The organism is Massilia sp. W12 (genome assembly GCF_037300705.1).
Taxonomy (GTDB): Bacteria; Pseudomonadota; Gammaproteobacteria; order Burkholderiales; family Burkholderiaceae_D; genus JACPVY01.
In genome coordinates, this window is record NZ_CP147776.1 from 5379703 (window position 1) to 5403415 (window position 23713).

Consider the following 23713-nt stretch of genomic DNA (forward strand, 5'->3'; position numbering starts at 1 on the left):
TTATTGTGACTGCACGTTCAAGCCTTGGCTTCTTTGACAGCCGGCTTGACGATAGGCATTTCCTGCGCCAGCCAGGCGCTGATGCCGCCATCCAGGCGCACCACATTGGTGAAACCCGCCGCCAGCAGGATGGGCACCGCCTTGGCCGCCCGCGCGCCGCTCTGGCACACCACGACCACGCTCTTGCTCTTGGCTTTATTCAACTCGCCAATGCGGTTTTGCAGTTCGGATAAGGGGATGTTGCGCGAATCGCGCAGATGGCCGGTGGCGAATTCGCTGCTCTCACGCACATCGAGAATCAGCACTTTGCCCTGGTTGATGATCATGGTTGCTTCTTGCGGCGAAGCCTTTGGCCCGCGACTGGACAACGCTTGCCACAGCAAGGCGCCGCCGGAAAAACAGGCCAACAGAATCAGAATGAGATTGTCCAGAAAGAATTTCACGGTATTCCAATAGTTGAATGCAATCCGCGCATTATAAAATAGAAGCAAGCCTGCTGTTGTTGGCGTCCGCTTTTTGGCTGCCGCTCCGATTTCTTAACTACCTTGACTGAAGAATATGTACAAAATCGTTTTCATGCGCCATGGCGAGTCCACCTGGAACCTGGAAAACCGCTTCACCGGCTGGACCGATGTGGATTTGACCGAAAAAGGTTGCGCCGAAGCGCGTCAGGCCGGACGCTTGCTGCAAGACGCCGGGTTCAATTTTGATCTGTGCTACACCTCGGTGTTAAAACGCGCCATCCGCACCCTGTGGCTGACGCTGGAAACCATGGATTTGATGTGGCTGCCGGTGCGCCACGATTGGCGTCTGAATGAACGCCACTATGGCGCGCTGCAAGGCTTGGACAAGGCCGAAACCGCCGCCCAATACGGCGACGCGCAAGTGCTGGTATGGCGCCGCAGCTACGATATTCCGCCCAATCCCCTGGCCGCAGACGATGCGCGCGCTTCGTTCAATGACCCGCGTTACAAACAACTGGCGCGCGAACAGATTCCGCTCACGGAATGCCTGAAAGACACAGTGGCGCGCGTCAAACCCTGCTGGGAAGAAGAAATCGCGCCGCAAATCCGCGCCGGGCGCCAGATTTTGATCAGCGCCCACGGCAACAGCCTGCGCGCCCTGATCAAAATGCTCGACGGCATCAGCGATGAAGACATCGTCGGCCTGAACATCCCGAATGGCCAGCCGCTGGTGTATGAGCTGGATGCCGATCTGAAACCGATCAAGAGCTACTACCTGGGCGACCCGGACGCCATCGCCAAAGCGCTGCAAGCAGTGGCCAATCAGGGCAAGGCCGGCAAGTGACGCGGCTGGCGGTTTGCCTGTTGACAGCGGCGCTGCTGGGCGCGCCGCTGGCCGCCGGCCATGCGCTGGCGGCCCCTTCCGCCAGCGCGAAAAACGACAGCCTGTCTGAACGGCGCAAGCAAAAAAACCAGGCGCAAGAAGAGCGCCAGGCATTGCAACAAAAATTGGCGGCAGTCAAACGCGATATCAATCAAACCGAAGCCGCCAAAGACAGCGCCGCCGATGAGCTGGCGCAGACCGAAGACGCGGTATCGCAAGCCAACGCCAGCTTGCAAGAGCTGGCGCAAGACCAGCAAGGCGTCGAAAGCCGTCTGCGCAAACTGGCGGCAGAACAAAAGAAATTGCAGGCCGATGTGCATGCGCGTCAACAAAAACTGGCGCGCTGGCTGCGTGAGCAATACATCGCAGGGAATGAAGACCGCATCAAACTTTTGCTGTCCGGCGACAATCCCAGCCGCATCAACCGCGAATTGCAATACATGTCCTACCTCTCGCAGGCGCAGGCGCGCTTGCTGGAAGAACTCAAACTCAGTCTGGCCGAAGTGGAGCGCAATAAGCAGGAAACCGAGCAGGCGCGCGCCGAGCTGCAGGAGATTGCGGAAGAGGAACGCACGCAAAAACAATTGCTTGAACAGGAAAAACAACGCCGCGCGCAATTGCTGGGGCAATTGGCGCAACGCTTGAAGACGCAAAAAAAACAGGCCGGCGACCTGGAAAAAGATGAACAAAGATTGGGCGGACTGGTCGAAAAGCTGGGCCAATTGATTGAAGAGCAACGCAAAGCCGAAGAAGCCGCAGAAAAACGGCGGCGCGAAGCCGAGCGCGAAAAACAACGTCAGCTGGCCTTGCAAAAGCAGCGCGAAAAAAGCGCAAAAGCAAGTGCGACAGGCAAGGCATCCGCCGGCGTGAAGCCAGACACGCCAAAAGCGGCGCCGGAAGCAGCAGCGGAAACCCTGCCGCGCAGCGGGCCGACGCTGGAAGCGGTTGCGGAAGGTGCGCCGCAGAATGCGAATTTCTCCAGCATGCGCGGCCAATTGCGCTTGCCGCTGCGCGGCAATCTGGTGGCGAAGTTCGGCGCCAAACGCGGCGATGGGCCTTCCGCCAAGGGGATTTTCATCCGCGCCGCAGAAGGCGAAGCAGTGCGGGCGGTAGCGTCGGGGCGGGTGGTGTTTGCTGAGTGGTTACGCGGCTTTGGTAATTTGATAATTGTCGATCATGGCGCACAATACATGAGCATCTACGGCAATAATCAAACCTTGTACAAGCGCGCCGGCGATGTGGTGAAAAGCGGGGATCAACTGGCGGCCGCAGGCAATAGCGGCGGCGGGGAAGAAACCGGTTTATACTTTGAATTAAGACATCAGGGGCGCGCTTTCGACCCTCTGACCTGGGTGAAATAAAGGATTGAACATGGGCGCCAGATTAAAAAACATCAGCCTGATCGGCTTGGGCATGGTAGCCGGCTTTGCCGCTTCGATGCAATTTTCCGCACAAGCGCAAAAAAGCGCGGGCAATCTGCCGCTGGAAGAATTGCGCCAGCTGAGCGAGGTTTTCGGCCTGATCAAGACCAATTATGTCGAGCCAACCGAAGACCGCAAGCTGTTGACCGAAGCCATGGTCGGCATGGTCTCCTCGCTTGATCCGCACTCCTCCTACCTGGATAAGAAATCCTTCCGTGAATTGAGTGAAAGCACGCAGGGCAAATTCGTCGGCCTGGGGATTGAAGTCGGCATGGAAGACGGCTATGTCAAAGTGGTGTCGCCGATTGAAGATTCGCCGGCCTATCGCGCCGGCGTGAAGGCTGGCGATTTGATCGTGCGCCTCGACTCCACCCCGGTCAAGGGCTTGACCCTGGACGAAGCCGTGAAAAAAATGCGCGGCGAACCGAATACCAAAATCACGCTCACCATTTCGCGCAAAGACGAAGACAAGCCGGTCTTGATCACCATCACGCGCGAAGAAATCAAAGTGCGCAGCGTGAAATCCAAAGTGATTGAGCCGGGTTATGCCTGGCTGCGCATCTCGCAATTCCAGGAGCCGACGCTGGAAGACGCAGTGAAAGCCATCAATAATCTGTACAAGCAAGACCCGAATCTGAAAGGGATTGTGCTGGATATGCGTAACGACCCGGGCGGCGTCTTGTCCGGCGCCATCGGCATTTCCTCCATCTTCCTGCCGAAAGACAAGCTGGTGGTGTACACCAGCGGCCAATTGTCTGAATCCAAGCAAAATTATTACGCCAAGCGCGAGTATTACGCTGGCCGCTCGCTGTCTGATCCGCTGGCCAAATTGCCGGAGGCAGTGAAAAACGTGCCGCTGGTGGTGTTGATCAATTCCGGCTCCGCCTCCGCATCTGAAATTGTGGCCGGGGCCCTGCAGGATTATCAGCGCGCCAAGCTGATCGGCAGCACCACTTTCGGCAAAGGCTCGGTGCAAACCGTACTGCGCCTGCCGGAAGAAACCGGCTTGAAGCTGACCACAGCGCGCTACTACACCCCGAATGGCCGCTCGATCCAGGCCAAGGGCATCACCCCGGATCTGCTGGTGAATGAATACGCCGACGGCGACGGCCTGAACAGCCTGCGCCTGCGCGAAGCCGATTTGCAAAAACACCTCAACAATGACAAAGACGCCAGCGCGAATGGCAAAGCAGATCGCAAGGAAGACCTGGAAGAGCAGCAAAAGCTGATCGAGCAGGAAAGAAAGCGCAAACCGGTCGAATTCGGCAGCAAGGAAGATTTCCAACTGCAGCAGGCGCTGAACTACTTCAAAGGCATTCCGGTGCAAACCGCGAAAGTCGATCCAAAACTGGCGGAAGGCAAGGACGCCAAGGGCAAGAAGAGCGGCAAAGCGGACAAGGAAGAGAAAAAAGACGCCAGCAAGACCAAATAAGCCGGCAGACAACAAACAACCGCCCGCCTCCCTGTATGCGGAGGCGCGCGGTTTTTTTCGGCCATTGGCGGCTTGACCTTGCCTCTCTTGCGCAGCTAAGCTGAAGCACCGCGCAGCCAGATGCGCCAATGCATACAGCTTGGAGCCGCCCCATGAACGCCGCCACCCTCACCGCACGCCGCCCGGCAGTCGCTGGCGTGTTTTATCCGCTGGACGCCAAGGAGCTGCGCACAGCAGTTGAGACTTATCTGCAACAAGCCCCCGCCACGGAACAGGCCGGCTGCCCGAAAGTCTTGATCGCGCCGCATGCCGGCTATATCTATTCCGGCGCCACGGCTGGCCATGCTTATGCATTACTCAAACCCTGGGCCGCGCAAATCAAACGCGTGGTCTTGCTCGGCCCCTGTCATCGCGTTGCCGTGCACGGTCTGGCGCTTCCCGATTACCGTCAGATCGATGCCTTTTACACCCCGCTGGGCGCAGTCATATTGGATAAAGCCGCGCTGGCGCAGCTGAGCAAGCTGCCGCAAGTCGTGTGCAGCGACCAGGCGCACGCGCAAGAACATGCGCTGGAAGTGCATTTACCGTTTCTGCAAAGCGTGTTACAGGAATTTGTCTTGATTCCTCTCGCGGTGGGCGATGCCGACGCGCAACAAGTCGCCCAAGTTTTGGCGCAAGTCTGGGGCGGGCCGGAAACCCTGATTGTGATCAGCACAGACCTGTCGCACTACCATCCCTACCAGCAAGCACAGGCGATTGACCGCGCCACCCTGCAAGAGCTGCTGAATTTACAAGCCTTGCATTCCGGTGAGCAGGCTTGCGGCATGCGCCCGCTGAACGGTCTGACCTTGCTGGCGCAGCAACGTGGCATGAAGATTGCATTACTGCAGGCTGTCAATTCCGGCGACACCGCCGGCGATAAACAACGCGTGGTCGGTTATGCCGCGCTGGCGCTGTATGAAGCGCCGCAAACGCAGGCCGGTGCGCAACACATCGGCGCGCTGCTATTGCAAATTGCACGTCATGCGCTGCAGCGCCATTTTGAACCTCAGCTTGCCGCCCTGGAGCTGTCAGTCAATCAAGCTCTGATGCGGCAATTGCAGATGCCGGCGGCGACCTTTGTCACCCTGAGCCAAAACGGCCAATTGCGCGGCTGCATCGGTTCGCTTGAAGCCTATCGCCCCTTACTCGAAGACTTGCAGGAAAACGCACTGAGCGCAGCCCTGCGCGATCCACGCTTCCCGCCCCTGCAAGCGCAGGAACTGGCCGTCACCCGCATCGAAATTTCTGTGCTGTCGCCGGCCAGCCCCATCTATTTCAAGAGCGAAGCGGAAGCCCTGGCGCAATTGCGGCCACAAATTGATGGCGTGATTTTGCAAAGCGGCAGCCGCCGCAGCACCTTCCTGCCGCAGGTGTGGGAGCAATTGCCGGATGTCAGCGATTTCATGGCGCACCTGAAACACAAAGCCGGCCTGCCGCCGCACAGCTGGCCGGCGGACCTGCGCTTGTGGCGCTACCAGGTGCAAAAATACAAGGAGGGTGCGCATGAACCCGCCTGACAGCCTGCACCCGGCGCGCTGGTGGCATGCGCTGGCGGACGATGGCGGGCCGGCGCGGATTCAATGCGATCTTTGCCCGCGCGAATGCAAATTGCATGAAGGCCAGCGCGGCCTGTGCTTTGTGCGCGCCATGCACGAAGGGCAAATGGTGTTGACCACCTATGGCCGCAGCTCCGGTTTTTGCGTCGATCCGATTGAAAAAAAGCCGTTGAACCAGTTTTACCCCGGCTCCAGCATTCTGTCTTTCGGCACCGCCGGCTGCAATCTGAGCTGCAAATTTTGCCAAAACTGGGATATTTCCAAATCGCGCGATATGGACAGGCTGATGGATCAGGCCAGCCCCGAGCGCATCGCCAGCGCCGCGCGCCAGGTCGGCAGCAAAAGCGTAGCCTTCACTTATAACGACCCGGTGATTTTCGCCGAATATGCAATCGACACCGCGCAAGCCTGCCATGCCCAGGGTGTGCAAGCCGTGGCGGTGACCGCCGGCTATATGCATCTGGATGCGGCACGCGCGTTTTACAGCGTGATGGATGCGGCGAATATCGACTTGAAAGGTTTTTCCGAACAGTTTTACAGCGAACTTTGCAGCGCGCGTTTGCAACCGGTCTTGGATGTGTTGGAAATGGTGCGGCATGAAACCCAATGCTGGATGGAAATCACCACCTTGCTGATTCCCGGCCAGAATGATAATGACGCCATGTTGCAAGCGCAGGCGAAATGGATGGCGCGCCATCTGGGGCCGGATGTGCCGCTGCATTTCACCGCCTTTCATCCGGATTGGAAAATGCGCGACACCCCGGCCACCCCGCCCGCCACCCTTCAGCGCGCGCGCAAAATCGCCCAGGACGCCGGCTTGCACTATGTGTACACCGGCAATGTGCATGACAGCGAAGGCGGCAGCACATATTGCCCGCACTGCGCGCGCGCCGTGATTGTGCGCGACTGGTATCAAATCCAGCACTACGCCTTGAATGAGCGCGGCCAATGCCGCTATTGCGGCTGGCAATTGGCCGGGCGCTATGAAAAATTCGGCGCACCGTTTGGGGCCAGACGGATTGCGGTCAGGATTCAGCAAAGCTGAGGCAACTCAAGCCCATTTCTGCAGTCCAAGCGCGATTCCATCTTTCCGGGTTTGCGCCATGTCCTTCAACTATTTACTGCCTGTGCTTGCCCTGCTGAGCGCCTGCGCCAGCCCGCCCTCTTCCACTGCGCTGCAATGGCAAAGCGCGCCGCCTATGCAGTTTGCACGCGCCGCGCATGCGGTGGCGGCGGATGACAGCGGAATTTATGTGCTCGGCGGCACCGGCGTCGGCGGTAAGCCGGTGTTGGAAGTTGAGCATTTTGATGGCCGGCAATGGCGCGTCATCAGCCAATTGCCGGCAGGCGGCTTGAATGCGCCGACTGCTGTCATGCATGATGGTCAACTCTGGCTGATCGGCGGTTTTTTCACTGACAGCAATATTCCCGGCGCGCAAGTCTGGCGCTTTGATCCACAAATCCGGCGCTGGCAGCAGGAAACCCCGTTGCCGGCGCCGCGCGGCGGCCACGCCAGCGCCATCTACCAAGGCCGGCTGCATGTGTTTGGCGGCGGCAATGATGAGCGCACGCTGGCCCCCCGTGTCAAAATAGTTGTCGCCTCCAGTGATTTGGAGTTCTAATCCATCCCGGGGGCGATGGAACAGACGATAATGAAATACACACAAGAGAAGAAAGAACATGTGCTCAAGCTGATGAGCGCACCACAAAACAAGTCTGTGGCCGAGGTCGCTGAGATAAGCGGCGTGCCAGAGGCTACGCTTTACCTGTGGCGGAAGCAGGCCCGTGAAGCCGGTCGTGTTGTGCCTGGCGACGGACAAAACCCCGAGCAATGGCGTGCTGCGGACAAATTTGCTGCAGTACTGGAAGCGGCGCCGCTGAACGAAGCAGAGCTGGCTGAGTATTGCCGCCGTAAAGGCTTGCTGGTAGCGCAACTGGAGCGCTGGCGCACAGAAATGCACGCTGCGCTTAGCAGCCAGAGCAGTCAAGCCGATGCTGCAGCCCGGGCCAAAGACAAAAAGCGCATCAAGGAGCTGGAAAAGGATTTGCGGCGTAAAGAAAAAGCGCTGGCGGAAACAGCGGCCTTGCTGGTTCTGTCCCGAAAGTACGAGGCGCTGGGGATCGACGGCGAGGACGCATGACTGCGTTGCCCCAGCGCCTTGAAATGATCGCCGATATTCTGCAGGCCCGGAAGGCTGGTGCGCGTTTAGCATTGGCATGCGCCGAACTCGGTCTAAGCGTGCGCACCTTGGAACGTTGGCGTTGTGACGGTGAAATTCGTCCTGACGGCCGACCGGAGGCAGAGCGGCCAGCGCCTGCGCACAAACTGTCTGATGAAGAACGTCAGCGCATCCTGCAACTGTGTCATGAACCGCGCTTTGCCGATTTGCCGCCAGCGCAGATCGTGCCGCGGCTGGCCGACGAGGGAGCGTATGTGGCATCGGAATCGTCGTTCTATCGTGTGCTGAGAAGCGCCGACCAGCAGCATCACCGGGGTCGCAGCAAGGCTCCTGTGGCCAGCGAGCCGGTGCGCCATGTCGCCCATGGCCCCAACCAGGTCTGGAGCTGGGACGTGACGTACCTGCCCAGCCGGGTGCGCGGCCAGTATTTTTATCTGTATGCCGTGCTCGATATTTACAGCCGCAAACTGGTCGCATGGGAAGTCCACGAGCGGGAAAATGGTGAGGAAGCTGCTTTACTGATTGAGCGCGCCTGCTGGCGTGAACAGCGCCGCTGCACGCCATTGGTGCTGCATGCCGATAACGGTGCTGCGCAAACTTCGCACACGCTCAAGAGCAAGTTGGAAATGCTGGGCATCGGCTCCTCGCATAGCCGGCCTGGCGTCTCCGATGACAATGCCCATATCGAAGCGTGGTTCCGCACCTGTAAATATGCGCCCAGCTATCCAGCCAAAGGCTTTGAGAGCATCGCGCAGGCTCGGGATTGGACACTGCAATTTGTGACTTGGTACAACTGCACCCATTTGCACAGCGCCTTGGCCTATGTGACGCCGGAGCAGCGCCATACGGGCGCCGCCAATGCGATCCTGGAGCGCCGACGCGACGTTTATGCCGAAGCCCGGCAACGCCATCCGCTGCGCTGGAAGCGTCATACACGGCCCTGGCTGGCGCCCAATGAGGTCTGGCTTAATCCGCCATCAAAGCTGGACCAGCGCATGGTTGCTTAATCGATTTTTTGCGACAACTACCTTGACACGCTCCGCTGGATGAACACCTGGCTTATGATTTCAACAGCCGCCAATGGCGCAGCCTGCCCGCCCTGCCCCGTTCTGAAGGCAGCCCGGCGGCGGCGGTGCTGGATGGCGCGCTGTATGCGATAGGCGGCCGCAGCGGGTATAGCGATTTTGGCGATGTGTATCGTTTTCAAGCGGAAACGGGATGGCAAAGCGCACCCGGCATCCCGCCGCGCGGCACAGCCGGCGCTATCAGCCATTGCGGCAAGCTGTGGGTTTTCGGCGGCGAATCTCAAAGCAGTGGCAAGGTTTTGGCTGAGGTATTCAGCTATGCGCCTGTGGATAAGATATGGCGCACACAAACGCCGCTGCCACAAGCACGCAATTTCGCGCGGGCGGTGTGGTTCAACAATGCGGTGTGGGTGGTGGGCGGGAGTTTAAGTGCGGGAAATAGCCATGCGGCGCAGGGGAGTGCGGTGGTGGAGATGGCGGGGTTGGGGTGTGGATAAGTAAAAAACACCGCTGCTCACCTTGCTTTTCGCAACAGGCGTTCTTCAGCGGCGATTATCCCTTGCTTGAGAATGTAGGGTGCATCGTCATTCCCGCGAAGGCGGGAATCCAGTGACTTCGACATATTCAGATGGCGACCATTTGGGTAGAACTGGATTCGCGCTAAAGCCATGCGGGAATGACAGCGTGAAACTCAACTGCGGGATATATACTTTCCTTTAATAAAATGCCTTGTCACAGAAATTGGTGGCAAATCAACCCGGCTTCCAATTTCGTTTAAATCAAATTCAACACGTTCCAAGTAAATTAATATATTGCTTAAGCTATATTCAAACTCACGAAGAGATTCAAAAATGTCAATCAAGCGCAGATGATCCCTTCCCTCCTGCATTGGCAAAAAAGTATATTCATACTCTGTTTCATGGCCGAGTCGGCAATTTAAAACAAGGTATCGCCCATCATTTTTCCCAAACCAATCCATTCGCCAATTAGCATCTTCAAATGAAATGCTTGCATTATCCAATGCCAGACGCGCCCATGTATGAAATCCGCAAACCTCGCTAATCTTCATTTGCATGCATTCCTTTTGTTTTCAGGCACATCTTTTCAAGCATGTGGTTCACTCATATTTGAAAGTGGATAGCTGACAACAATTCTACCCGGCAGAATTGACACAGTTTTATTGTGCCCACGCGGCGCACTGTCATACTTTCTTTTCAGATTCTGGTGTATCAAACTCGTATAAACCCATTTCCTCGTTCAATGCCACAATTTGATCCATAATTTCTCGGTTATGCAATATATCAGGATGCGCAGACGAAAGCACAACAGTCCTCTTTTCCTTGTCAATTTTAAGAAAAATTGACTGGTTGCTTCCCAGCACTTCAATGGCTTCTGCCGGGAGTTGCAATTTATGATCCTGGCTTATTTCAGCCGTAAATATTTCATCATTCATCACTTACCTCTTTTATAGAATTATTTTTCTCAATTCGACCCGGTAGCATGGATTCAACAAATATAACCATATTCATTATCCCGCGTGGGCACAAAAACGTGCCCACCCTACCGGGCTGCACTATCTTGCACCCCAATATCTGGCATTTCCGCCCTCAGACCTGACTTTTTCTATTTTGCTTGATTATTTTTTTCTCACTTTCATACGGAGAATATACCATTTCGGCAGAGCGCTCGGTCAAATTAATGGCATAAACCCGTCCATGTTCCTCTTTTATTCTAACCACGCCATCCCTCACACCCATTTCAATGATAAACATGTCTTGCACATCATCTTCTTTTTTTGGGTTATATTTTATGTCATAGATTTTTATAAAAAATAAGTGCTGATTGCTATTGGCATCTTTTATTTCTAAATATCCTCCATTTTGTTCCAAACCTGCATCTTTCCCAAAATGGAGAACTTCAATCTTCATTCCATTCAATTCCACTGCCGGGATTTGTCTTGGCCCCCTTCTCATATGTCCTCCTGATTAAAAATATACAACGCTATCTGTATTAGCAGGCAAATAACCTGCCAGATCCATAGCAAAATATGCCCACGAATCGGCATTTTTGATTGCCTGTGCAGCAGGGAAAATAATGGAAGGTTTTAAACCTCTTGTGTCATAGCGGACATCTCCAGTCGAGACCCCAATATGGGATGCCTCATGTAGAACTGTTAATGCGCATTTCCAATGCTCGCCAATATTGACTGCTTTTTTATATCCCCCTGCAATATACATAACATACATATTCTTTTCAGCACGCTTATAGACACTTCCAAATTTCTCTTCATATTCAATAAGGCTTTTTCTGTCAAATGGATCATCTGAAAATATCAATTTATTTGAATTACAAATATCTGATATTTTTTTAAATCCATCTAACAATGTAGCAGCAACTTGTTTAACCTGAACCAAATCTTTTTCAGACTCTATAAACCATTTTTCTACTATTCTAAGTGTTCTTTCGTCTGGACTTCCAAGTAAACTAATTGCCTTCTGTGATACAGCTAATGCCATCTGAACAGAATCAACCATAGTTTCTTTCTCAAATTCAGAATAGACTTCTTCATCTTTCTTAAGCCACATCAAAACTTTAGAGTCTGTTCCGTTGAGTAAATCGAATATCCAACGCCAGTAAGCTACAGGAGGAGAATAAATCCATATTTCCTGTGCATGTCTATTTGCCTTTTTAGTAAAATGTAACATCACTTTCATGAACGCTGCCCGTGTGTTCCATTTTGAATATGGCTCACCCGCTTTGGCAATTTTTACTATTAATTCTGGAATTGAAATATTTTGCTTTTTTGCTTCATCCACTATTTTTAGGCGGAATAGATTCAATCCCGTCACAGCAGACGGAAATGGGCCATTATCATTGAAAATTTCTGTGACTAATACATTTGTTCTAAGAAATGTTGACCACTCACCAGGAAATTTGTGAGTCTTAACAACTTCCATGCATTTTTCGTAGACTTTTTCCCTGAAATTTCTTTCAGTCATGAAAATCCCCACTTTTTGATGTATAAATCCCCCCGCGCCTCACGGCGCGGGAGTATCAAGTCGCAGAAATCAACGCTTTTGGCGCAGTTTCTGGATTGCGGCGAGCTGTGCAACGGCGGCGGACAGTTCTGCCTGCGCCTTTGCATAGTCAATTTTGGTGTCGCGGTTGGCCAGTGCTTCTTCGGCCAGTTTTTTTGCTTCGTTGGCTTTTGCTTCGTCGAGGTCGTGGCCGCGAATTGCGGTGTCAGCCAGAACCGTTACCGTGCCCGGTTGCACTTCAAGAATGCCGCCAGCGACGAAGACGAATTCCTCTTCGCTCTTGCCAGCCACCTTGATGCGCACCGCGCCCGGCTTGACGCGGGTAATCAGCGGGGTATGCTTGGGATAAATACCCAATTCACCAGCCTCACCAGGCAACGCGACAAACTCAGCCTCGCCAGCGAAGATTTGCTCTTCCGCCGAGACCACGTCAACGTGAATAGTGTGTGCCATGGGATTCCTGTCCGGTTAATGCCGCCCCCGCAAATGCCGGGGCGGCGGGCTGAAAGCTTATTGCTTCTTGCCTTTTTCAATCGCTTCGTCGATCGTGCCCACCATGTAGAACGCTTGTTCCGGCAGGTGATCCAGTTCGCCCGAGGCGATCATCTTGAAGCCACGGATGGTTTCCTTCAGCGACACGTATTTACCCGGCGAACCGGTGAACACTTCCGCCACGTGGAAAGGCTGCGACAGGAAACGTTGCATCTTACGGGCGCGCGCCACCACCAGCTTGTCTTCCGGCGCCAGTTCGTCCATACCCAGAATCGCGATAATGTCACGCAATTCTTTATAGCGCTGCAGGGTGCCCTGCACTGCGCGTGCGGTTTCATAGTGCTCTTGGCCCACCACCAGCGGGTCCAGCTGACGCGAGGTCGAGTCGAGCGGGTCCACTGCAGGATAAATACCCAGCGCAGCAATGTCACGCGACAACACAACGGTCGAATCCAAGTGACCGAAGGTGGTTGCAGGAGACGGGTCGGTCAAGTCATCCGCAGGGACGTACACGGCCTGGATCGAGGTAATCGAGCCAACTTTGGTCGAGGTAATACGTTCTTGCAGACGGCCCATTTCTTCCGCCAGCGTCGGCTGATAGCCCACTGCGGAAGGCATACGGCCCAGCAGTGCGGACACTTCAGTACCGGCCAGGGTGAAGCGGTAGATGTTGTCCACGAAGAACAACACGTCACGGCCTTCGTCACGGAACGATTCCGCAATGGTCAGACCGGTCAGCGCCACGCGCAGACGGTTGCCCGGCGGTTCATTCATCTGACCATACACCATGGATACCTTGGAGTTGGTCGGGTTTTCCAGATCCACCACTTTGGCGTCAGCCATTTCGTGGTAGAAGTCATTACCTTCACGGGTACGCTCACCCACGCCGGCGAACACGGACAAACCGGAGTGCGCCTTCGCGATGTTGTTGATCAGTTCCATCATGTTCACGGTCTTGCCCACACCCGCGCCACCGAACAGACCCACTTTACCGCCCTTGGCGAACGGGCACACCAGGTCAATCACCTTGATGCCGGTTTCCAGCAGTTCTTGCGAGGGGGACAGTTCGTCGTATGCCGGCGCTTTGCGGTGGATCGATGCCACTTGATCCAGGCTGATCGGACCGCATTCGTCGATCGGGTTGCCCAGCACGTCCATAATACGGCCCAGGGTCGCCTTGCCCACCGGCACCATGATCGGCTTGCCGGTGTTCTGGATCTTCATGCCGCGACGCAGACCGTCGGAGCTGCCCAGTGCAATGGTGCGCACGATACCGTCGCCCAATTGCTGTTGTACTTCCAGAGTCAGTTCCGACCCTTCCATCTTCAAGGCGTCAAACACCTTGGGCATCGCGTTGCGCGGGAACTCTACGTCCACCACAGCGCCGATACACTGAACGATTTTGCCTTCAGCCATGTTCGTTCCTTCAATATTAAAAAATGGTTGCCAGCCGACGCCCGCAGGCGACCGGCGAAATCCTTATCACACCGCAGCCGCGCCGGCGACAATCTCGGACAATTCCTTGGTAATTGCAGCTTGACGGGTCTTGTTATAGACCAGCTTCAATTCACCAATCACGTTACCCGCGTTATCGCTCGCTGCCTTCATCGCCACCATCCGCGCCGATTGCTCCGACGCCAGGTTTTCCGCCACGGCCTGATAGATCAGCGCCTCGACATAGCGCACCAGCAGTTCGTCAATCACCACTTGCGCATCCGGCTCGTACAGGTAATCCCAGCCATGGGATCCCTTGTCCGCCTTCAGCTTGTCAGAAGCCAACGGCAGCAATTGCTCCGCCACCGGCTCTTGGCGCATGGTGTTGATAAAACGGGTGTAGCACAGGTACACCGCATCCAGCTTGCCTTCCTGGTAAGCGTCGAGCATGACCTTGACCGGCCCGATCAACTTTTCCAGGTGCGGCGTGTCGCCGATTTGCACCGCTTGCGACACCACTTTGGCGCCGATACGGTTCAAAAAGCCCAGACCTTTGTTGCCAATCGCCACCGCTTCCACTTGCTGCCCCGCTTTTTCTGCTTCGCGGATGTGGTTGGTGACTAAGCGCAGCACGTTGGTGTTCATACCGCCGCACAGACCTTTATCTGTGGTGACGATGATGAAACCGATCTTGCCGGCCTTGCTGGTCTTGGCTTTGGCCAAAAATGGATGCGTGTACTCCGGGTTGGCTTGCGCCAGATTCGACGTGATATTCCGAATCTTGTCGGCATACGGGCGGGCGGCGCGCATCCGGTCCTGCGCTTTGCGCATTTTGGATGCGGCAACCATTTCCATCGCCTTGGTGATCTTCTTCGTATTTTCTACGCTCTTGATCTTGCCGCGTATCTCTTTGCCTACTGCCATGAGTCCTTACTCCTTGCCAGTTGTGAGGCTCAATATGCGCCGGTTTTCTTGAAGTCTGCAACCGCAGCGGACAAGGCAGCTTCGCTGTCTTTGTCGATTTGTTTGGTTTCTTCAATTTTGGCCAGCAAAGCAGCCTGTTTGGTCTTCATATAGGCGTGCAGCGCAGCTTCAAACGGCAGAATCTTCTTGACTTCCACATCGTCCATGAAGCCCTTGTTCACTGCGAACAGCGACACAGCCATCAGCGAGATCGGCAGCGGAGCGTATTGGTTTTGCTTGAGCAATTCGGTGACGCGGGCGCCACGGTCGAGCTGCTTACGGGTCGCTTCGTCCAGATCGGATGCGAACTGCGCGAATGCAGCCAGTTCACGATACTGCGCCAAGTCGGTACGGATACCGCCGGACAAGCCCTTGATCGCCTTGGTTTGCGCAGCGCCACCCACACGCGACACCGAGATACCTGCGTTAATTGCAGGACGGATGCCGGAGTTGAACAGCGAGGTTTCCAGGAAGATCTGGCCGTCGGTAATCGAAATCACGTTGGTCGGCACGAATGCGGACACGTCGCCAGCCTGGGTTTCAATGATAGGCAGTGCGGTCAGCGAACCGGTCTTGCCCTTCACAGCGCCATTGGTGAACTTTTCCACATAGTCGGCGTTCACGCGTGCAGCGCGTTCCAGCAGACGGGAGTGCAGGTAGAACACGTCGCCCGGATACGCTTCGCGGCCCGGCGGGCGGCGCAGCAGCAGGGAGATTTGACGATACGCCACAGCTTGCTTGGACAAGTCATCATAGATGATCAGCGCGTCTTCGCCGCGATCGCGGAAGTATTCGCCCATGGCGCAGCCGGCATACGGTGCAATGTATTGCATTGCAGCGGATTCGGAAGCGGAAGCGGCCACCACGATGGTGTATTCCATAGCGCCGTGTTGTTCCAGCGCACGCACCACGTTTTTGATCGACGAAGCTTTCTGACCGATCGCCACGTAGATACAGGTCATGTTCTGACCTTTTTGATTGATGATGGCGTCAATCGCCACGGCGGTCTTACCGGTTTGACGGTCGCCAATGATCAATTCACGTTGACCACGGCCGATAGGCACCATGGAGTCAATCGATTTCAAGCCGGTTTGCATCGGCTGGCCCACGGATTCACGCGCGATAACGCCCGGCGCGATCTTTTCGATCGGGGTGGTTTCAGCGGTGCTGATGGCGCCTTTGCCGTCGATCGGCTGGCCCAGCGCGTTCACCACGCGGCCCACCAGTTCACGGCCAATCGGCACTTCCAGAATGCGATTCGTGCATTTCACGGTATCGCCTTCAGAGATGTGCTCGTATTCACCCAGAATAACCGCGCCCACAGAGTCACGTTCCAGGTTCATCGCCAGGCCGAAGGTGTTGCCCGGGAATTCCAACATTTCACCTTGCATCACTTCGGACAGGCCATGGATGCGGCAAATGCCGTCGGCCACGGAAATCACCGTGCCCTGATTGCGAATCTCAGCGGAATCGCCTACGCCCTGAATGCGGCTTTTGATCAATTCGCTGATTTCAGAAGGATTGAGTTGCATACTAACTCCTAATAGTTTTCTCTTGGCCTGCACGAAGGCAGGTGCAGCGTGAGGGGATCAGGCCAGCAGCGCCACTTGCATTTGCTGCAGCTTGGCGCGCACCGAAGTGTCGAGCACCTGATCGCCAACTTCCACGCGCACACCGCCGATCAGCGCGGCGTCCACGATGACCGATGGGTTGAGCTTGCGGCCGAATTTCTTTTCCAGCGACGCGATCAATTCCGTCACCTGGCCATCAGCCAGGGGAAAAGCGCTGGTGATAACGGCATCCGCCGCGCCTTCGCTGGCGTTTTTCAACGCGTGGAATTGCGCGCCGATTTCCGGCATCAGCGCGATGCGACGGTTTTCGACCAGCATGTCGATGAAATTCTTTGCCTGCGCCGTTACCGGCGATTTCAGCAAAGCCACAAACAAAGCGCCCATATCGGCGTCGGAGACGTTGGGGTTTTGCGCCAAAGCCAGGACTTCCGGATGGGCTGCTGCCTGGGCCATTTCGGCCACCAGCTCAGACCACGCGTTCAAGTCCCCTTCGCGCGCAACGCGAAACAGGGCTTCAGCGTAAGGACGGGCGACGGTTGCAAGTTCTGCCATGATTACAGCTCGGTTGCGAGTTGTTTCAACAGATCAGCATGAGCAGCCTGGTCGACTTCGCGACGCAGAATCTGTTCAGCACCCTTGACCGCCAACGCTGCGACTTGCGCACGCAGTTCTTCACGCGCACGCGCCACTTGCTGTTCAGCATCGGCTTTGGCTTGCGCCAGAATGCGATCCGCTTCCGCCTTGGCGTTGGCTTTGATCTCATCGCCGCTCATGGCAGCACGCTTTTCAGCGTCTGCAACACGCTTGGCGCCTTCATCGCGGGCTGCGTTTAACAGCGAGGCGATTTCCTTGTCTGCGGCAGCGCGGGCGTTTTTGCCCTGTTCTGCAGCGGCCAGGCCATCAGAGATTTTTTTTGCGCGCTCATCCAGTGCGTTAATCAACGGCGGCCACACAAACTTCATGGTGAACCAGGCCAGGATGAAGAACACTACTGCTTGCGCAATAAATGTTGCATTCAGATTCATCGTTACCTTCCCTTCTCAAAGTGACTTAAGCCGAACCCCGGTTTGCCCGGGGTTCGGCCTGAGAATCGGCGATCAGGCGCCAAACGGGTTGGCGAATGCAAACATCATGGCGATACCAACACCGATCAGGAATGCTGCGTCGATCAGACCGGCCAACAGGAACATCTTGGTTTGCAGGGTGTTCATCAGTTCCGGTTGACGGGCAGAAGCCTCGATGAATTTGCCGCCCATGATACCGATACCGATACAAGCGCCGATAGCGCCCAGACCGATGATCAAACCGCAAGCCAAAGCAACGAAAGCGACAGTAGTCATTGAAAACTCCTTAGATAGTCAAAAGTCAAAAAATGGAAAAACGTAAATACTGCTAAATCTGGCGCTGCCGCGTTCAGTGGCCTTCATGCGCCTGGCCGATATACACCAGCGTCAGCATCATGAAAATAAACGCCTGCAGAGCAACGATCAGGATATGGAAAATCGCCCAGATCGAACCTGCAATCAAATGCATGCCAAAACCCCACCAAGTTGCCGTGGAGCCGAGCAGCGCGATCAACAGGAAGATCAATTCGCCGGCATACATATTGCCGAAAAGACGCATGCCTAACGACACGGTTTTTGCGGCAAATTCAATCAGGTTCAACAAGAAGTTGAAGATCCACAGGGCCGGATGAGAACCGAACGGCGCGCAGAACAATTCATGCACAAAGCCGCCGCCACCCTTGATCTTCAGGTTGTAATAAATCATCAGCAGGAATACGCCGAAGGAGATGCCGATCGTACCGTTCAGGTCAGCCGTCGGCACCACGCGCAAATGCGGCTCACCGAAGCCCAGCCAATACATGGAACGGGCAAACAAATCCACCGGCAGGAAGTCCATGGAGTTCATCAACAGCACCCACATGAACACGGTCAGCGCCAGCGGCGCGATGAAGCTGCGGTCGCCATGGACGATTTGCTTGGATTGGTCTTCCACCATTTCCACCAGGATTTCGATGGCGGCCTGGAAACGCCCCGGAACGCCGGAGGTTGCTTTTTTCGCTGCCCGCCACAAGATAAAGATGGCCAGCAAGCCCAGCGTGAGCGAGAAAAACAGGGTGTCGTAATTGACGATGGACATATCCACAATCTTGTCCTGATGATGACTGCTCAGGTGGCCAAGATGGTGCTTGATATATTCGCCAGCTGTTGGCGCATGGTTAGCAGCGTTCGCCGCGGTTTCAGTTGTCATAACTAGAGCCTAAACAATAAGATGAGATAACTCTTCATTGCCACGACCATGCCAGCGATCAGCGCCAGCCAGTTGATGCCGTGGTACAGCCAAGCAACCGTCGCCAACATGGCCACGGTCAATGCAATCTTGATCAACTCCCCGATCAATACAGAAAACGGGTTTGCTGTTCCACGTCTTACGTTGACAAACAGACGCAACGCAAACAATGCATTTGGCAAGATGCAAATTGCTGCTCCAAGCAGCAATGAAATCACAGCGGGCCAACCTCCGAGCACTGCTGCGATCACGGCGGCCACGGCTGAAGTCGCTATCTGGGCCAGGATCAATCGCAGCATCTTTAAGTATCTTTCCAGTGTGCTCGGACAGAAAAATAGGTCCGGGTCTTGCCAAGCCGGGGGATTATAAGGGCAAGCTGACGTGCACGTCAAACGCATGCGCGCCCTGATGCGGGTTTTTTTCGTGATTTTTTTGCTATCCGTGCTTTATTTGTCAAGCATCATCATCATTTTTTATGTCAGTTATTTGTAAATTGAATGAATAACCTTGCATTCAGTAATGAATATATTTTGGTCGCTATTACCATTTTTAAATATTTGTTTTAGATACTCATAAAATACGCCAATGTATAAAGACAGACGATTTTACTTTGACAATATTATAGTGAAGACATCATAAAAAATCGTGCTCACTTTTAGCCATTGTTGCAATCTGGAAAATAAAATAATGAAACATTGCTACGAATACATTAAAATATGGACACTTGGCAGTAGCAGTGCAATTTCCCGCTTGAAGTGATGCAAGCTGACCGGCAGCGTTGATACAAAATCCTCACGCAAAGCCTGGCTGAGGCGTAATTCCAGACTTGGCGCTGCTTTGCAACAAAGCATGCAGCACAGTTTTGACAAAGGCGCGCATGCACGTTACATTCCTTCGGTTATGTCTGCGTGCACAGCCTCACTCTGCCACCCATTTATTGACAGGATTTGACATGTTGCGAAGCATCGGTTTGATATGCGGCCTGCTCCTGGCTTGCCACAGCAATGCACAGGGCTTTAAGTTTCCCAGCGAGCAGGAGGAACAGCAGCGCGCGCAGGCGGAAGAAAAAGCGCGCGAGGATAAATTGCGCGCCCTGCTGGCCACACCCTGCCGCAGCAATTTGAAGCAAAAGAAAATCATGGTGCTGATCGCAGAACGGCGTAATGGCTTGCTGATGACGCGCCAATCCGGCTACGGCGCCCATGTCGAAGCCATTAACCACGGTTTGCGCAAACTGGGCTTGAAGACCTACACCCAGGAGCAAATCCGCCAGCAAATCGCACAGGCGGAAGTCGATGCCTATTTCAAGAATGACCCGGATGCCGCGCTGTCGGCCTCGAAGCGGCTGGCGGCCAGCTATGTGCTGCGCGGCGTGATTGAGACGGAAGCCAATCAAAATCCCATTATCCCGGTCAACCAAATCAATGTTGACATGCAATTCACCCTGAGCGGCGCGGATGGCCGCACGATTGCAGAAACCAGTAAAAGTAACGCCAGCGGGGCCGGGGCCAATGTGCACGGCGCCACGCTGGAGCTTGTTAAAGAAAGCGGCGAAGAAGTGATCGCCGAACTGTATAGCAGCTATTGCAAAAAAGCGGGCGCGACCCGCTGACCGGACCGGAAAGCCCATTGTTTTTTAAAGAGGACACCATGAAAAAATTCTCTCCCATCACTATCGCCCTGGCCGGCCTGCTGACCCTGTCAACCGCCGTACGCGCTGAAGGCCCGGAATTCGGCAATCCCTCGCCGACCGCCGGCAGCTCCACGTCTGAAAAAGCGAATGCCGCCGCCGATGTCGCGGCGTATAAGGAAATCGAGTACAAAAACAAAGACAAGAAAGGCCCGGCCATCATCGTGCTGCCGGGCGATGTGAAGAGCAATAACGCGAATTTCATGCAGAAATTCGGCCCCAACAATATCGCCGACTATGCTGAATTGGAATTGGGTAACGCCAATTTCAAAGTCTTGGAGCGCAGCGGCCTGGGCAAGGTTTTGAATGAAATCTCGCTCGCCTACAACCTGGGCGATCCGAAAGTGGCGAAGAAGACGATGCAAATCGGCAAATTGAAAACCACCAAATGGATTATCAAATTCGACATCCTGAAAGCTGAGCAAATCGCGGAAGCCAAAAAAGGTTTTGACGGGCGCGCAGTGGGCGGCATCATCGGCGCGCTGTTTGGCGGCTCCACCGGCGGCAATGTGGCCGGCGCGGTGGCCGGTTCGGTCAACACTCAGGAAGCCACCGGCGTATGGCTGATTGGCATGCGTTACAAGATCATCAATGCCGTCACCACCGAGCAGGAAGCCACCGGCTACAAAGAATTGAAAATGGAAGTCGGGGCCAAGGGCAGCAGCGTGCTCGGGGCGTCGGAGCAGCAAAGCGGCGGCGTTGGTCTGGACACCATGGTGCAAAGACTGGTGCAAACCGCAGTCTGGGAAATCGATTCCAAATACAAATAAGCGGAGCCAGGCATGAATCAACTCGGCAAGTATCAGATCCGGCGCGAACTCGGTAAAGGCGCGATGGGGATCGTATATGAAGCCTTCGACCCGGTCATTGAGCGCCGCGTGGCGCTGAAGACGATCTTGCGCGAGGATAAAGATGAGGCGGCGCTGGCGGAGGCGCTGGCGCGCTTCAAACGCGAAGCGCAGGCCGCAGGCCGCCTGAATCATCCCGGCGTGGTCGCCGTGTATGACTATGGCGAAGCGCAGAGCGCGGATGCGCAAGGCAAGCCCTGCCAGGTCGCCTACATTGCCATGGAATATGTGGACGGGCGCGAGCTGCGCGCCATGTTTGAAGAGCAGCAACGCTTCACGCCACAGCAAGTGGCCATTCTGATGCTGGATATTCTGGATGCGCTGGGGCATGCACATGCGCACGGCGTGATCCACCGCGATATGAAACCGGGCAATCTGTTTGTGCAGCAGGATGGCAAAGTCAAAATCGGCGATTTCGGCATTGCCCGGCTGGAAAGTTCTGATCTGACGCAGGTCGGCGCGATTATCGGCACACCGGCGTATATGTCGCCCGAGCAAGTCACCGGCAGTCCGGTCGATGCGCGCAGCGATCTGTTTTCCTGCGGCGTGATTTTGTACCAGTTGCTGACCGGCGAACGCCCCTTCACCGGCAACCATACCAGCATCATGTACAAGGTGCTGAATGAAATGCCGCCGCCGGTCACAGCCTTGCATGCCGGTTTGCCGCCGGTGTGGGATGCGGTGGTGAAAAAAGCCATCGCTAAAAACCCGGATCACCGCTTTCAAAGCGCGCAGGAATTTGCCGCCGCCATCAAAATCGCCGCCAGCGGCCGCCTGCCGGAAGCGGATGACGATAAAACCGTATTGCACAATCCGGTGGCGGCGCAATTAAGCGCGGAGATGCCGACGCAAACCTTCCCCGCCCGCCAGGCGCACACGCCAAGCGCAACGCCGGCCCCGGCGCCCGCGCCAGCTGCGGCGGCAGCGCCGCCGGCCAACGCCGCACCTGGCGTCACGCAAGCGCCCTTGCAGGCCACCCTGAATCAAAACCGGCAAAGCGCGAACAAAGGCGTCTGGCTGGGCGCTGCTGCAGCCGGCATTGTGGCAGTCGCCGGCGCCGCCTATTTCTTTGTCTTGCCGGATAAAAACGCGCAGACGCCACAACAGGCGGCAGCCAGCGCCAGCGCGCACAGCACGCCGGCCCCGCAGGTTGCGCAAACCAGTGCGCCACAACCCGCTCTGGCCAGCACAGAGATCAAGACCGCTGACGGCGAAGTGGTGATCAGCGCGCTGGGCCTGGTCGATCCGCAAGATCCCAAGTTCGGCGGCGACAGCGGCGCAGCGCAAGCCGAGGTGCGCGCCGATGCGCGCCGTCAACTGGTGGAAAAAGCGCTGGCGCTGTATGTGGATAACAATTCGCTGGATAAAAACTATCCTGTGATTGAGCAAAAACTCTTATCGCGACACAGTGATTTCATCAAAAACGTGCTGCACGAAAGCGGTGCGGAAACCGGCAAAAACGGCTTATTGCAAAGCGAAGCGCGCGCTGTGTTGAAGGTACGCGAGTTGCGTAAATCGCTCAATGAGTTATCCAAGGCGGAAAGAATCGACTTCATCCGCAATAATGGCGACCCCAAGATTGCGATTCAGATGTCAATTGGCAATGCCGATCAAACCTTGCCGCCGGCACGCTCACAACTGGCGGAAAACGTGCTCAAAGAGCGCGTCAAATCGTTTGGCTTCCGGATTTGGGCCGGCGATGGTGAAGTCAAGGGCGGGCCAAACGCCAAATCCGCAGACTTCCAAATCATAGGCGAAGCGAAGTTCAAGCAGCTCTCACACAAGCTGCCGGCCTCAGGTCTGACGATTAACAAGACTGTGCTGACCTCCTGGACCGTGAAGGCGATAGACAAAGCCACGAACGAGGAAATCTATCTCAACACCATGTTGCCCAAGGGCGCCAGCTGGAACAGTGAAGATCAAGCGCTGGCGGATATTGGCAAACAAATGGGCGATGAGTTTTCTAAAGATTTCTTCCTGCAGCATTTCGAGTATGGGGTGAAAAAGATCAATTTGAACATTGCCGGCCTGCCGAATGCGCAAACCGCACAAATCATGCTGTCCGAATTGCGCAATGTGCGCCGCGTGCTGGATGTGCAAAGCGGCACAGGTTTGGGTCAATTTCAGCTGCAAGTGCCGGAAAGCAGCAATAGCGATTTGCTGCAGGAGAATTTGATCGCGCCGCTGAATGCCAAGCTGGGACAGCATTGTTTTGCCTTGGCCGGCGCAAGCGGGAATGACATCAATCTCAGCTTTGCCGCCCAATGCAACACAGCGCAACTCTTGGCCAAGCTGGAAAGCGGCGCGCCAGCCGCAGTCATGCACGCGCCCGGCGCACGCGGCAAGCTCAAGGGCAAAATCAGCACCTGAAAGCGCTGACTG

General features: G+C 55.4%; 24 protein-coding genes and 1 pseudogene. 11 read left to right on the forward strand and 14 right to left on the reverse strand.

Annotation, left to right across the window (positions count from 1 at the left end; translation table 11 throughout):
• Nucleotides 1–17 precede the first annotated feature (17 nt).
• Nucleotides 18–443 (reverse strand): rhodanese-like domain-containing protein, encoded by a 426-nt coding sequence (locus V8J88_RS22110; protein ID WP_338846430.1) that lies wholly within the window; start codon nucleotides 441–443, stop codon nucleotides 18–20.
• A 115-nt stretch (nucleotides 444–558) separates the two neighbouring features.
• Between V8J88_RS22110 and gpmA the strand changes: the two genes are divergently transcribed.
• The 8 genes and pseudogenes from gpmA (at nucleotide 559) to V8J88_RS22150 (ending at nucleotide 9500) form a co-directional block, all read left to right on the forward strand.
• Nucleotides 559–1308: a 2,3-diphosphoglycerate-dependent phosphoglycerate mutase gene (gpmA, locus tag V8J88_RS22115; RefSeq protein ID WP_338846431.1), complete on the forward strand. Its 750-nt coding sequence runs from the start codon at nucleotides 559–561 to the stop codon at nucleotides 1306–1308.
• Nucleotides 1305–2708: a peptidoglycan DD-metalloendopeptidase family protein gene (locus V8J88_RS22120; RefSeq protein ID WP_338846432.1), complete on the forward strand. Its 1404-nt coding sequence runs from the start codon at nucleotides 1305–1307 to the stop codon at nucleotides 2706–2708. The genes gpmA and V8J88_RS22120 overlap by 4 nt, the downstream gene beginning before the upstream one ends.
• A 10-nt stretch (nucleotides 2709–2718) precedes the next feature.
• Nucleotides 2719–4200: a S41 family peptidase gene (locus tag V8J88_RS22125; RefSeq protein WP_338846433.1), complete on the forward strand. Its 1482-nt coding sequence runs from the start codon at nucleotides 2719–2721 to the stop codon at nucleotides 4198–4200.
• Between the two features lie 152 nt (nucleotides 4201–4352).
• Nucleotides 4353–5759 (forward strand): AmmeMemoRadiSam system protein B, encoded by a 1407-nt coding sequence (amrB, locus tag V8J88_RS22130; protein WP_338846434.1) that lies wholly within the window; start codon nucleotides 4353–4355, stop codon nucleotides 5757–5759.
• On the forward strand, nucleotides 5746–6843 hold the full coding sequence (amrS, locus tag V8J88_RS22135) for an AmmeMemoRadiSam system radical SAM enzyme (protein ID WP_338846435.1): 1098 nt from the start codon (nucleotides 5746–5748) through the stop codon (nucleotides 6841–6843). Before amrB ends, amrS begins: the two co-directional genes overlap by 14 nt.
• Nucleotides 6844–6901: 58 nt before the next feature.
• A complete protein-coding gene (locus tag V8J88_RS22140) occupies nucleotides 6902–7420 on the forward strand; it encodes a hypothetical protein (RefSeq protein ID WP_338846436.1) in 519 nt (172 codons plus the stop codon).
• A 27-nt stretch (nucleotides 7421–7447) separates the two neighbouring features.
• A pseudogene (locus V8J88_RS22145) lies at nucleotides 7448–8985 on the forward strand (IS3 family transposase).
• A 125-nt stretch (nucleotides 8986–9110) separates the two neighbouring features.
• Nucleotides 9111–9500 (forward strand): kelch repeat-containing protein, encoded by a 390-nt coding sequence (locus V8J88_RS22150; protein WP_338846437.1) that lies wholly within the window; start codon nucleotides 9111–9113, stop codon nucleotides 9498–9500.
• Nucleotides 9501–9694: 194 nt separating this feature from the next.
• Here V8J88_RS22150 and V8J88_RS22155 read toward each other — a convergent pair whose 3' ends face one another.
• The 13 genes from V8J88_RS22155 to V8J88_RS22215 all read right to left on the reverse strand — a co-directional run bounded on the left by V8J88_RS22155 (nucleotide 9695) and on the right by V8J88_RS22215 (nucleotide 19092).
• Nucleotides 9695–10078, reverse strand: a complete 384-nt coding sequence (locus V8J88_RS22155) for a hypothetical protein (protein WP_338846438.1) — start codon at nucleotides 10076–10078, stop codon at nucleotides 9695–9697.
• A 126-nt stretch (nucleotides 10079–10204) separates the two neighbouring features.
• Nucleotides 10205–10456 (reverse strand): hypothetical protein, encoded by a 252-nt coding sequence (locus V8J88_RS22160; RefSeq protein WP_338846439.1) that lies wholly within the window; start codon nucleotides 10454–10456, stop codon nucleotides 10205–10207.
• A 154-nt stretch (nucleotides 10457–10610) separates the two neighbouring features.
• On the reverse strand, nucleotides 10611–10931 hold the full coding sequence (locus V8J88_RS22165) for a hypothetical protein (protein WP_338846440.1): 321 nt from the start codon (nucleotides 10929–10931) through the stop codon (nucleotides 10611–10613).
• Nucleotides 10932–10988: 57 nt separating this feature from the next.
• Entirely contained in the window at nucleotides 10989–12002 is a 1014-nt protein-coding gene (locus V8J88_RS22170; RefSeq protein WP_338846441.1) for a M35 family metallo-endopeptidase, read from the reverse strand.
• Nucleotides 12003–12071: 69 nt separating this feature from the next.
• Nucleotides 12072–12494 carry a F0F1 ATP synthase subunit epsilon gene (locus tag V8J88_RS22175; RefSeq protein WP_338846442.1) on the reverse strand — a complete coding sequence of 141 codons (423 nt, stop codon included), beginning with the start codon at nucleotides 12492–12494 and terminating at the stop codon, nucleotides 12072–12074.
• 57 nt (nucleotides 12495–12551) lie between these two features.
• On the reverse strand, nucleotides 12552–13949 hold the full coding sequence (gene atpD, locus V8J88_RS22180) for a F0F1 ATP synthase subunit beta (RefSeq protein WP_338846443.1): 1398 nt from the start codon (nucleotides 13947–13949) through the stop codon (nucleotides 12552–12554).
• A gap of 66 nt (nucleotides 13950–14015) precedes the next feature.
• Nucleotides 14016–14891: a F0F1 ATP synthase subunit gamma gene (gene atpG / locus V8J88_RS22185; RefSeq protein ID WP_338846444.1), complete on the reverse strand. Its 876-nt coding sequence runs from the start codon at nucleotides 14889–14891 to the stop codon at nucleotides 14016–14018.
• 29 nt (nucleotides 14892–14920) lie between these two features.
• Nucleotides 14921–16462 carry a F0F1 ATP synthase subunit alpha gene (gene atpA, locus V8J88_RS22190; RefSeq protein WP_338846445.1) on the reverse strand — a complete coding sequence of 514 codons (1542 nt, stop codon included), beginning with the start codon at nucleotides 16460–16462 and terminating at the stop codon, nucleotides 14921–14923.
• A gap of 57 nt (nucleotides 16463–16519) precedes the next feature.
• A complete protein-coding gene (locus V8J88_RS22195; protein WP_338846446.1) occupies nucleotides 16520–17053 on the reverse strand; it encodes a F0F1 ATP synthase subunit delta in 534 nt (177 codons plus the stop codon).
• Nucleotides 17054–17055: 2 nt separating this feature from the next.
• Nucleotides 17056–17526, reverse strand: a complete 471-nt coding sequence (locus tag V8J88_RS22200; protein WP_338846447.1) for a F0F1 ATP synthase subunit B — start codon at nucleotides 17524–17526, stop codon at nucleotides 17056–17058.
• A 72-nt stretch (nucleotides 17527–17598) separates the two neighbouring features.
• Nucleotides 17599–17841 carry a F0F1 ATP synthase subunit C gene (gene atpE / locus V8J88_RS22205; protein ID WP_338846448.1) on the reverse strand — a complete coding sequence of 81 codons (243 nt, stop codon included), beginning with the start codon at nucleotides 17839–17841 and terminating at the stop codon, nucleotides 17599–17601.
• 73 nt (nucleotides 17842–17914) lie between these two features.
• Nucleotides 17915–18754: a F0F1 ATP synthase subunit A gene (gene atpB / locus V8J88_RS22210; RefSeq protein ID WP_338846449.1), complete on the reverse strand. Its 840-nt coding sequence runs from the start codon at nucleotides 18752–18754 to the stop codon at nucleotides 17915–17917.
• Nucleotides 18755–18756: 2 nt separating this feature from the next.
• Entirely contained in the window at nucleotides 18757–19092 is a 336-nt protein-coding gene (locus V8J88_RS22215; protein WP_338846450.1) for an ATP synthase subunit I, read from the reverse strand.
• Nucleotides 19093–19745: 653 nt separating this feature from the next.
• Between V8J88_RS22215 and V8J88_RS22220 the strand changes: the two genes are divergently transcribed.
• From V8J88_RS22220 to V8J88_RS22230, 3 genes are read left to right on the forward strand one after another with little or no spacing between them, the layout of a single operon-like run.
• Nucleotides 19746–20405: a hypothetical protein gene (locus V8J88_RS22220; protein ID WP_338846451.1), complete on the forward strand. Its 660-nt coding sequence runs from the start codon at nucleotides 19746–19748 to the stop codon at nucleotides 20403–20405.
• Between the two features lie 38 nt (nucleotides 20406–20443).
• Nucleotides 20444–21253, forward strand: coding sequence for a hypothetical protein (locus V8J88_RS22225; protein ID WP_338846452.1), 810 nt, complete (start codon nucleotides 20444–20446; stop codon nucleotides 21251–21253).
• A gap of 12 nt (nucleotides 21254–21265) precedes the next feature.
• Nucleotides 21266–23701, forward strand: coding sequence for a serine/threonine-protein kinase (locus V8J88_RS22230; protein ID WP_338846453.1), 2436 nt, complete (start codon nucleotides 21266–21268; stop codon nucleotides 23699–23701).
• The last annotated feature ends 12 nt before the right edge of the window (nucleotides 23702–23713 follow it).